This window comes from Dokdonia pacifica (assembly GCF_900188275.1).
GTDB classification, from domain to species: domain Bacteria; phylum Bacteroidota; class Bacteroidia; order Flavobacteriales; family Flavobacteriaceae; genus Dokdonia; species Dokdonia pacifica.
In genome coordinates this window covers 313,378-325,925 of record NZ_FZNY01000004.1, presented here as the reverse complement: position 1 = coordinate 325,925, position 12,548 = coordinate 313,378, and the positions used below count along the sequence as shown (strand labels likewise).

5 protein-coding genes are annotated in these 12,548 nt (G+C 36.5%); all 5 read left to right on the top strand.

All coding sequences use genetic code 11. The features are described from left to right. Positions 1-3: 3 nt before the first annotated feature. Positions 4-2,619, top strand: coding sequence for a CHAT domain-containing protein (locus CHB80_RS13775; RefSeq protein ID WP_089372073.1), 2,616 nt, complete (start codon positions 4-6; stop codon positions 2,617-2,619). Continuing rightward, a complete protein-coding gene (locus CHB80_RS13770; protein ID WP_089372072.1) occupies positions 2,606-3,046 on the top strand; it encodes a retropepsin-like aspartic protease in 441 nt (146 codons plus the stop codon). The genes CHB80_RS13775 and CHB80_RS13770 overlap by 14 nt, the downstream gene beginning before the upstream one ends. 49 nt (positions 3,047-3,095) lie before the next feature. Further along, the gene (locus CHB80_RS13765) at positions 3,096-6,089 is read left to right on the top strand and encodes a sensor histidine kinase (RefSeq protein WP_089372071.1); all 2,994 of its coding nucleotides are present in this window, start codon (positions 3,096-3,098) and stop codon (positions 6,087-6,089) included. Further along, positions 6,076-6,723 carry a response regulator gene (locus CHB80_RS13760; protein WP_089372070.1) on the top strand — a complete coding sequence of 216 codons (648 nt, stop codon included), beginning with the start codon at positions 6,076-6,078 and terminating at the stop codon, positions 6,721-6,723. The genes CHB80_RS13765 and CHB80_RS13760 overlap by 14 nt, the downstream gene beginning before the upstream one ends. 420 nt (positions 6,724-7,143) lie before the next feature. Then, on the top strand, positions 7,144-12,438 hold the full coding sequence (locus CHB80_RS13755; RefSeq protein ID WP_089372069.1) for a T9SS type A sorting domain-containing protein: 5,295 nt from the start codon (positions 7,144-7,146) through the stop codon (positions 12,436-12,438). Positions 12,439-12,548 lie beyond the last annotated feature (110 nt).

Below are 12,548 nucleotides of genomic sequence, written 5' to 3'. Positions count from 1 at the left end.
GCTATGTTTAGAAAGGTATTCTTTGCTATTTTTTTACTACTCTTTTTAGGGAGTTTACAAGCGCAAGAAGCATCTTTTTACAAAGTGTTAGATCAATTTTTGGAAGCCCCAAACCAAGATAATTTTAAACAATTAATCACCTCTTCAGATAGCTTACAAACACCCAATGCAAAAAGCCATCTTGCAAAAGTGGTGGTAGATTGCAATATTGCATACTACCAAGAGCAACAAGGCGCACTTCATAAAGCCATTGCTAGATATGAAAATGCTATAGATCGTTACAGCCAGTATCAGTTAGAAGGATACGATATTGTAACCTACGCAATGATTCCGCTTGGAAATTTGTACACAAAAACCAATGCATATACTGAAGCTGAAAATTTGATTAAAGGATATATTACGCTTTCGCGAAATCGAACTTTTGAGATTCACGACCATCGGGAGAGCAAAGCAGTAAAGCAAAAACACCAACAAAACCTCCTCGCGGGGTTGATCAATCTTTCTGTTCCCCTACAAAATCAAGGGAAGTACACACAAGCAATTACCATCCTTGAAGAGGCCTATACATTAGCTCCAGAAAATAAAGATATTCCAATGAATCTAGCGACCAATTATCTTAGTATAGGAGAACATCAAAAAGCAGAAAGTCTTGCACAACGTATTTTAAAAAAAGACCCGTATCAAATAAATGCCTACAAATTGCTATCACAAATTGCACTTCAAAAAGGAAATACAACACAAGCTATTCAACTACTAGAAACTGCTATTAAAATACAAACAAAGCTTCCTAATCAAACCCTAAGAGATATTACAAAATCTAGGTTAGCACTTGCACAAGCATGTATCATCCAACAAGATTACGAAGCAGCGATTACCCAATTGGAATACATATATAGAACGTGGTATCCTAATCATCCTTCTGGAAAAATACCTGACAAAACAAATCTGATTGCAGAAAACACCCTCATGGATGCTTTAGATCTCCATGCAGAAATTTATACCCAAAAAGGACAAAAAGAAAAAGCATTAGAAGCCTATGAAAGCGCTGCCGAGGTTTCTGACTTATTGAATTCTCCTCAGCTTTCTCAGCAATCTAGACTTATTTTAGAAGCTTCAGATAAAAAAAGAAGTGAAAAGCGACTCATCTTGTTATATGATTTATATCAAGATCAAAAAGATGTTGCTTTTTTGGAAAAAGCATTACAAATAAGCGACCGTTCTAAAGCCAGTTTAGTTAGTGAAGCGATGAATGACAAGGCCAAACTAACGCAATATGCGCAAGACAGCTTAGTCATTGAATATGAACAACGCAATCAAAAATTAGCACAACTAGAAGTGCAACTATTTCAAAAAAGACAAGCCACAGCTATTGAAAGTTTAGAAGAATTACAAAGTATATATTCCAGCGAATTACTACTACAAAAAAATACAAGAAAAGCTATTTCAGAAAAGTATCCAGATTTAAAGCCATCCAAGACTACTTTTACACTTCAGGATATCCAAACTAAAGCAACACAATCTCAACAAACTATTATAAGTTATTTCTTCGGGCTACAAACCGTCTATCAATTTGTGATAAGCCCTGACAAAATAAGTTTCCATCAGATTGCTGAAGATAGAAAAGCACGAGATCAATTATTTAATAGTTGTGTAGCGTATAATCGTTATTTTGAAAATGCAAGCGCTATATTGAATGACCCGTCTGGTTTTAGCACACAATCTTTCAAGGTTTTTAAGGCACTACAGATAACTCCATCTACGCAAATGGTGATTATACCTGATGGTATACTTGCGTTTGTTCCTTTTAATACCTTACTTACCTCATCGAGTACCCAACGTACTTTTAGTGAAATGCCTTTCCTACTCAAAGAAACGCAAACTACTTTTCAACGCTCCTATAAAGAATATTTAAAGCCAAATCTAGGTTTACAAGATGCTACTACCGTATTAGGAGTATTTCCAGTTTTTGAAAACACACCATTAACTTTAGATCATTCTAAAAAAGAAGCAAACGCTATACAGGAAACATTCAATACTGAATTACTCATGAGTAACAAAGCTTCCGTAAATAATACATTTACAAAAGCCTCGCAACATACCATCCTTCATTTTTCAACGCATGCTTCAGGCGGTAGTTTTATAGAACCTGCAAGTATCGCGTTTATTGACAGGTCATTATATCTTAATGAATTATACAGCAAAAAATTAAACCCTGACCTTGTAGTATTAAGTGCCTGTGAGACAGGAATTGGGCGTATTGCTTCTGGTGAAGGACCACTTAGTCTTGCTAGAGGATTTCAATATGCGGGCGCAAAAAGTGTGCTTTTTTCACTTTGGAAAGTAAATGACCAATCTACAGCAGACCTCATAAGTAGGTATTACAAATCACTCAAAAAAACTGCCTCAAGAAGTAGTAGTCTACAAGAAGCACAACGTACCTATCTTCAAGATAAAAACATGTCCAACATAAAAAAATCCCCCTATTACTGGGGTGCCTTCGTTTACTATGGCCCTACAGATATTCCGAGCCAACAAAATCATACCCTATGGTGGTGGATACTGGGTATTTTTGGAGTACTTTTGAGCATTGTTTTGATCAGAAAATATGGCAAGTCTTAGAGAGTTTTTATTAGCAAAAGGATATACACGTATCCGATTATTTCCTACGCTCACGCAACACCTAGAAATCACAGCCAAAATCAATGGTGTAAAAGGTTCTTTTATTCTAGACACAGGTGCTTCAAATTCATGTATTGATTTTAATTTTGCTACGCACTTTAAATTAATAAGTCAAGAAAGTGAAGTATTGGCTGCAGGTGCTGGCGCAACTGATATGCGTACTGAAATCTCAAAAGATAATACCATCAAAATTGGCACTTGGAAACGAGAAGACATCAACCTTGTTCTTTTTGATCTCTCTCACGTAAATACCGCTTTAGAAAATCACAACACACCTCCTGTACACGGCATTTTAGGAGCTGACATTCTTAACCTTGGGAAAGGAATCATTGATTATCAGTACACTTGCTTATATCTTAAGAAGTAAAATATAGCTTATATTGTAGAGGAAGATTTTATCGTAATATCTCACCTCCATGAGAATCTTAATCGTACTTTTTTTTAGTTGCTTTTGGTATGTATCTCATGCGCAAAATAATGAGGTATATCTAAAACAATTTACACAACAAGACGGACTAGAGATAGATAATGTAAACGCGCTTGCATTTGATCAAAATGGATTTCTTTGGTTGGGCGGTGGTGTTAATCCAGCTCGCTCTAAACTTATAGCTAACGGAAATCCAACTATTTTACAACGCTTTAACGGAAATTCTTTTCATACCATCTCGACACCTGATGATAGTAATATTTTTGACATCTATAAAAGAAAGGATGGGCAATTTTACATCGTCACAGATAGTTCACTGTATCTTTTTGATCCTATCACTACCAAATTTATAAAAATACACCTACCCATACACACAAAGATTTCCTCTGTTTTTGAGTATCAAGACAAAAACTATGTCATTACTCAAAATAACCTTGAAGTAATTGTCAACACCATACATCCTGATTTAAAATTAGAAGAAATATTTCGATTTACCACAAAGGTTAATCGTATTAAGATAGATAAAAAAACACAGTTTATTCCTTTTGAAGATGTCGTTGTTATTAGTGATGACAACTTCCCTATCACCTTTGTTACTTGGGAAGGAGATGTCGTAAAAACCATTGACCCAAAAGGGTTTGAAAACGAACGAGAACTCGCTTTGCGTAAAAAATGGATTGATGGACATTTCCAAGTAAATGGACAACACTATGTACTCTTATACAATTACCATCAAGTATATCGCATAGATCCCAAAGCAATGGAGCTAATCCCTATAACGGCTACAGAAAATCAAATTCTTAGCACCATTTTAAAAACGTACAATGATCCAAAAGGAGGACATACCATTATTTCTTCCTATAATGATCAATTATCCATACAAACATTACATAAAACGAAAGGATTAACCACTGTATACGAAGACAAAAAATTTGGCCCTGCTAGTAGTTTTGAAATCGTATCCAAAGACATACAACGTGATGCCTGGTTTACAACCAACAATACATTACACTACATAAAATTTCCGTCAGATATTGTAACGACACTACTTCCTAACAAAGAGATAAGAGCCATAACGCCTCTCTTAGAAAAAAAATACCTTATTGCTACCGAAAAAGATGGGTGGCAGCTTTTTAATAGTAGTAACAACACCATAAAACCCTATACCATTCTTGAACAAGAAGACATTTTAAAACCATCCTCCTCTCGTAATTTTTTTACAGAAGGCAATACGATATGGAGTAATGATACTGCTGGAGGAATTATTGAGGTAGACACCTTAACACGAGAAATACAGTATTATAGACATTACCCTGTAATATGTATGGTACGCCCTACAGATTCTACTATTGTGTATGGAACCAAGGGGTACAACCTTATGGAGTTTAACACACATAAGAAAACCCACACACCTCTGGTAGCTACAGATTCCTTAGAGATTTATGATCTCGAATGGCGTAAAGCAGATAATCACATCGTAGCAAGTACAAGTAAAGGAATACTCACCTATGATCTTAGTTCAAAAGAGCATGCATTATATAATGATCCAGCACAACTCCCCGATCCCTTTCTTCTTATGGGAGAATATCACCCTGAGTATGGATATATCCAAGGGTCACGTTCTGGCATCATCACCTCATTTGATCTTGAGACTAAAGAATTCAAGACCCTATATGAAGACGACCTTCAGGCAGGTATTGCAACCATTCTTTTTGACGATCAAGACAATTGGTGGATCAATACCTTTAACGGCATCGTATCCTTCAATCCAGCATCAAAACAAATACATCGCTTTTCTGTAAAAGATGGATTTACAAATAATGAAGCCAATAGATATAGTGCTTTAAAGACAGAAGATGGATTTTTGGTAGGTACCATACAAGGGCTAAACTTTTTTGATCCAGAAAAACTTCAGCCAGAAATCAATACAGCGCAAATTGTCCCTTTACGTATCAGTACCTATAATACACAAGATAAAAAATATAGCGTATCACATAATCAGTTCGCTTTCGCGAAAGCAAAAACCATCACACTCCCATCAGAAAATCGTGCCTTAGAAATTGGTTTTGCCTTGACACAACTGGACGTAACACGAAACGAACGTTACCGCTACCGTCTTGATGACAAAGAATGGGTCGCCATAGGAAACACACAATCCATACGCTTTCCAAATCTTGCAGCTGGAAACTATATGCTAGAGATTGAAGCACTGGATTTTTCAGGTAAGAAAATTGGAGATTCTCTCCTACTTCCCATATACTCCAAAGATTTCTTTTATAAGACCTGGTGGTTTTTTCTAATAATAACAGTAATCATATCTAGCGTTCTTTTCTGGATGTTTAAACAACAACAACTACGTAAACAGTTACAAGAAGGTTTTTCACAAGACCTAATGCAATCGCAAGAAGAAGAACGTGCTCGCATCTCAAAAGATCTGCATGATAGCGTTGGCCAGCAACTCACCCTAATCAAACAAAAACTACAGGAGCAAGGACAAACAGATGTAAGCGAACTTACACATAAAGCCTTAGAAGAAATACGCCATATCTCTCGCGGTCTCTACCCTAGCATTATCAAACAACTAGGACTGAGTGGTAGTATTGAGCAATTACTCTATGATGTAGATGAGCAAACCGACCTTTTTGTCTCTGCAGACATTGATGATATTGATGATCTTTTTGACGAAAATGAAGCACTACACATTTACCGGTTTGTTCAAGAAAATGTATCTAATATTATAAAACACGCTTTCGCGAAAGCATTCTCAGTAACAGTCCAAAAAGAAAAAAATACGATACAAATCACCATAAAAGACAACGGAAAAGGTTTTGAGGTATCTGAAAAACAAAAGCACTCTAGTTTAGGATTAAAAACCATGGAAGAACGTATTCGTATATTAGCAGGAATAGTAACCATAGAAAGTAGTCAAACATCAGGAACAGTAACCACGGCACAAATCCCCTATAGTTATGCAAAAAAATGACATACACCTACTCATAGCAGATGATCACCCATTACTATTGGAAGGGCTTAAAAACGCGCTACATACTCACGGATATTCACATATAGTAGCCGTAGAAAATGGCGCGCTCGCATTAGATTATGTAAAAGAAGAACACCCACATGTCGCATTACTCGATATTGAGATGCCCTTATTAACAGGGTTTGAAGTCATTAAAAAATGTCAAGCATTAAGCGTTACTACACGTTTTATTATTTTAACCTCCCACAAAGAAAAAGGCTTTGTTTTAAAAGCTAAAAAATTAAACATTGCCGGATATATCATAAAAGACGAGCCTTTTATAGAGATTGACAAATGCATTCAAGAAGTAGCAGCAGGAAACACCTATTTCAGTGCGACATTTGATGCCGTTTTTGAAGGAGAAATCAGTCCTCAACTACAAAAAGTCAAACTTCTATCTCCCTCAGAACGTACCATTTTACGACTCATTGCTCAAAATAAGAACTCTAAAGAAATTGCAGAATTACTTAGTATTTCTGTACGTACGGTACAAAAACATCGCGCTAATATCATTTCCAAACTAGAGCTACCCACAGGCTTAGACTCTCTTTCTGTCTGGACCCAAGAACATCAAGAATTGATACTCTCCATTTAACTAAAAATAGAGTAACACGCTAACAATAGAATATTACTCTATTTTCCTTTTGTACAGGAAAAGCTATTTAAATACCATCTAAAAAATTCACACCTCCCTAGCCCATACTTCAACAAGCTCAGCACAACGCATTCTTAGGAGGGAATTTTTGTCAAACTGAACTTGTTTCAGTTTCTCATTAGTGTGATGAGATTCTGAAATGAATTCAGAATGACGTATTAAATTGCTTTTAGATAGCTTTTTTAAATCTATTTTCTTTATTCTCTTCTATTTTTTCATTTTCCTTCATAATTCTGAATTCGTCGTTCTACATTCATCATTCCTCACTACGTACCCCTACGTAATTTTTGCAGGAGGTACGTATAGGTAAAGAAAACTCTTACGCCTACTTTTACATCCTAAACTAACATCCCTATTGTTATGAAAAAACTACTACTTATTATTATCGGTCTTATCTTTATGGTAAACAACCTAACAGCTCAAACATTTACTGTAAATCCAGGAAATCACAGCTCGTGGTTTGATAATGCTAGTTGGGTAGGTGGAGTCTCACCTGGTGACATGATTTATCCTGGTCAAACCGTTATCATACCAAGCGGAAGTTCAATCAATTATGATTCGTTTCAACTTATTATAATAGGAACCTTACAAATTGATGGCACTATGAGTTTACCAACGACTGAAGCTACTTCTTTACCTCTTATTGTTGGAGCTATAACTGTTTTTGGAACAATGAATATAACCGGGTCATTGGCTTATAGTCAATTTGCTTCTGGACATATAATGAATCGAATCGTTAATATAGGAACTGTCAATATCGATGGGGGAACGATTACTCGATCACAATTTCTTTTCGATGCAATATTTTTTATAAATACAGAATCAGGTGAACTGAACATTATAAATGGGGGTAGGCTTGTCGCAGATGAAAAATTTATCAATTATCAGATAATAAATGAAGGTTTTATTGACAATCAGGGTCAAATAGGAAGGATTCATAACTTTGAAAATATGGGTACTTTCATTAATGCTGGGAGTTTATCTGTTAGACCATCTAGTTCACCAGCTGTTGGATTAACTGAGCAAGGTATTGCTACCTTTTCAAATTCTGGTAGTTTTACAAATTCTGGAGCATTAAATTTTGATAGCTTTGATGCTTCTCCTCAGGCTTATGAAAGTTCTATTACAGCTACAAATACGGGTACATTTATTAATAACGCTGGCGCCAGTATACTAATGAGACCACGTCAAGTAGATATATTCAATCCTGTCACTTTTACGAATGCACCTGGCAGTAGCTTTACTAATAATGGGGTACTTACCATAACTTTTAATGGAGCGACATTTGAAAATAATACTAATGCTTTTACAAACACTAATGCAGGAAGCATACTCCTTCAAGACAATGCCTTGCTTAATACTACACGGGTTTTTACTAATGAAGGCACTATCACCAATAACGCAACTATGTCGGTCGTTGGTTTTGGAATATTAGATAATGAAGTTAATGGAACAGTTATCAACAATTCAAGTTTCATAAATAATGGCACCCTTAATTCTGTAGGTGTATTTACCAATAATGGTACGCTAACTAATGACGATGTCCCTTCAGTGCCTACTGCAAGTGGAAGAATGAATATAAATGGTATAGATTTTACGAATAATGGAACCATCGTTAATGACTTTATTATTGAAAATAATGGAACTATTAATAATAATCCAATGGCCACAATTACTAATAACTCATTTTTGATTAATGATGGAGATATTATAAATCAAGGCAACATAGAAGTGCTCAATGATGGAATAATAATAAGAACCAGTCCCACAGGTGTATCTAACATAGAAAACAGTGGGAGTATTATGATAAACAATGCGAGTTTCAACTTGAGAAGAACAGTTTTAAACAATACGGGCTCGATACTTCTTACGGGTATTTCTGAAACTGGTGCTGGTAGACTTTTTATAGAGCAAGCATCATTTTCTAGATTAACAAACCAACCTGAAGGAAATATAACCATTGATACTTTTGGCGCACTGTCGGTTAATTTTGGAATATTACAAAATTTGGGAGGCACAATAGATATTAATGCAGGAGGAGAGCTATTAATACGAGGCGACTTTTTTAATTCTCAAAATTCAGGGATTTTTAGGAATCAACTTGGAATTGTTACAAATAATGGGCTGATACGAGCTGAGAATAATGGTTTCATAGAAAATTTTTCTGATGGTGGTAGTCCAGGAACCAGTGCCAGTATAATAAATAATACGAGTATCAGTATAGAAACAAGAGCAAGCCTAACAAATAGAGGAGATATCATCAATACGGCTTCTGGAACCATTAGTATGACTGGTGATCAACTATCCAATATTCCTAATAGTGGTTTCTCATTTCAAAATGATGGGACTATTACTATCCAAAGAGCAAATACGACGAACTCACCCACTCCATTTATTAATGCTGGCGATGGTGAGTTTATTAATAATGGAAACCTCAATCTATTAGAAGGGGATGGTGAAAATGTGGGCATCCTCAATAATACAGCTACGGGAATTATTACTATTAATTCACTACTACAAAACGGAGAAGAGTTTGATAATGCTATTCTAGTGAATCAAGGGTTAATCACAAACAATAATAGCTTTGAAAATATATTTGGTGCTATTTATGAAAACAATGGTGATTTTACAAATACTGGAACTTTCTCTAATGATGAAAACTCAACGCTTTCTGGAATCAATAATTCACATACTGGTGCTGTAACAAATGACGGTATACTAGCACCTGGAAGTATAGATAATACCGTAGGGATTTATAACTTTGATAATGATTTTACGAATCAAAATAATGCGAGTTTACTTATTGAAATAGATGATGCTTCTACACCAGGAATAGGTTATGATCAAGTAACTGTAAATGGTATAGCACAATTAGCAGGTAATCTTACAGTGACTCTTTCTCCAAATTATCTCCCAGAATTAGGAGATACTTTTACAATTCTAACAGCAAACAGCATTTCTGGAACTTTTGACACTGCAAACTTCCCGCTATCTAATATCCTTACCTGGGAAATCGATTATCAACCTACTAGTGTTACGCTAACAATTCTAGTTAATTGTAATACTCCAGTAACATTTACTGCACCAGATGATACATGCGTAAATACAGCTGTACAAACAGGTATAAGTGGTGGGTTATTTGAAGGTGGTGTCTATTCAGGTCCTGGAGTTACTGATACGGGCGATGGAATAACGTATAGTTTTGATCCAATGATAGCTGGTATTGGAATTCACACCTTAGTCTATACGTTTACAAATCCTTTTGACACTGAGTGTGTTATGACTGCTTCAGACACCATAGAAGTTTTTGCATTACCAGAAGTAGACTTTACAGCTCCAGAAAATCTACCTCTAGATGCAGGCATACAAACAGATTTAAATGGAGGAACTCCAGCGGTAAGTATACTATCTACAACAGTTGCAATATTTATTAATTATGAAGTAGGTGGCTTTCCAAGCTTTATAGGAGGAAATATCGTATTTAACAGCTCCGGGACTATGGTATCCACAGACGTTACTGCAGACAATGATGGTAATGGCAGTATCACAAATTTAGTAGATGCAACTGCTTTGGACGCTACAATAACGTTAGATTTTGGCAATGGTTCAACAGGTACCATTGTTGCAGATGCCCCTATTATAGGAGCATCAGGAAATTTAACGTTCTCAGGTTCTAACTTGGTTATTGATGGAGATGTTTTTGATTTCTTTTCGGGCACAGGGACTGCAAGTACAGCAACAATGGGTTCTGGTATATACGCTGGTCCCGGTGTAACAAATGAGGCTAGTGGAACCCTGTATAGTTTTGATCCAGCAGTTGCGGGTGCAGGTACACATACGATTACATATACCTTTACAGACGATAATGGCTGTGCTGTTACTGCTAGTGATACCATGGAAGTATTTGTTGACCTTTGTACCTCAACCACCACTTATACCATTGCTGGAGGCTGGGATAATGGAACTCCAAACGCAACTACAAGAGCTATTATAAATGGAAATTATTCAACAGCTATTGAAGGAGATATCACCGCCTGCGAATTGATTATAAATACAGGAGCTATACTTACTGTTGCAGATGGCAATTTTATAAGCGTAGAAAATAATATCACTATAAACGGAACACTTGATGTAGCCAACACTGGAAGTGTCGTACAAGTAGATGAGAATGCTATTACTATCAATAATGGATCTATAGCTGTCGCGAAAACTACCCCAACCCTGGATGATCGTAACTTTGTCGCCATGAGTAGTCCGGTTACTGCCGAAGCTAGAGACAGAGTCTATGGAAATTCTAGAGCAGTTTTTAGTATCATCCCAAGTAACTTTATACCTTTTACAATTGACTTCCTTGAATTCCCAGAATTTGAGTTTGCAGAAAACTTCTTAGATGATAATAATGATTATTTATTGCCTGCAACTGGAAGCACTGCAACACCCGCAGCAGGTATTGGACAATTGATCTTCCCACAACCGGAACCTAATGTAGGAGATGGCGCCTATACCCTCACCTACACACAAAGTCCTATGAATCCTGGAACACTAAACTCAGGAACCATATCGGTACCGATCAATTACAATGGTCCAGCAACAATCAACAACTATAATCTGTTAGGAAATCCCTATGCTTCCGCAATTGATGTGACTGCTTTTATAAATGCCAATGATGCTGTAAATGAAGTGTACTATTGGGATCATATTACCAATCCTACATCAGAGCTTCCTGGTTTTGGAACGAGTAATTTTTCTATGAATGATATTTCGATACGTAATGCCATGATGGGTATTGCTGCCGTGAATGGTGGAACACCTCCAGGACAATTTATGTCCTCTGGACAAGGGTTTGGAATTAAAGCAGACCAGGCAGAAATGGTCGCTGGAACGCCTGTGGTATTTACCAATAGCATCCGTGTTACTGGAAATAATGATGGGTTTAGAAATAGTGAAACTAGTGCTGATATTGATAAGCTATGGCTCAACTTGACCACTACCGCTTTTGACGAAGCCATTGCTCAAACAGGTATTGGATTTACACCTGAGGCAACACCTTCTATTGACAAAGGCTATGATAGTCCGCGAGTGGGAACCTTCTTGTCTCTATTTACAAGGGTAGATTCTGGAGAACTTTTAGGTATTCAGGCAAGAGAAGCTTTTGAAGCTGACATGGAAATTGCGCTTGGCTTCTCAACGTCTATCGAAGCCGAAACTCCGTACACCATAAGCATTGGAAATCTTGAAGGAATCGCCATAGAAAATGCATCTGTTTTTATCATTGACCATGCGTCAGATACGATTGTTAACCTAAGCGAACAGCCCTATACATTTACGGCTCAGAAAGGATTACATACAGATAGGTTCACGATGGTTTTCCAAGATCGTGAGGTATTGAATGCAGACGAAGAAAGCTTTCGCGAAAGCAGAATTAGCTTGTATCCTAACCCATCACAGGGTCAAGTGACACTGGCATATACTGGATCTTCAACACTAGAAAATGCGGCAATTACTGATGTGAATGGAAAAATCATCAAACGCATTGATCTAAGTAACTTCAATAAATCACAAACAATGGACTTAAGTGCGCTTGCGAGAGGAATGTATTTTATGCAGATCATATCGCAAGGAAATACTATTGTTAAAAAACTGATCTTACGATAATAAGAAGCGTATACGCACAACCTTAAAATGGAATATGGATTGGGGGATCGCTATACCATTTTACCAAAAAGACTGAACGCAAGTTCGGTCTTTTTTGATTTTATATTCTC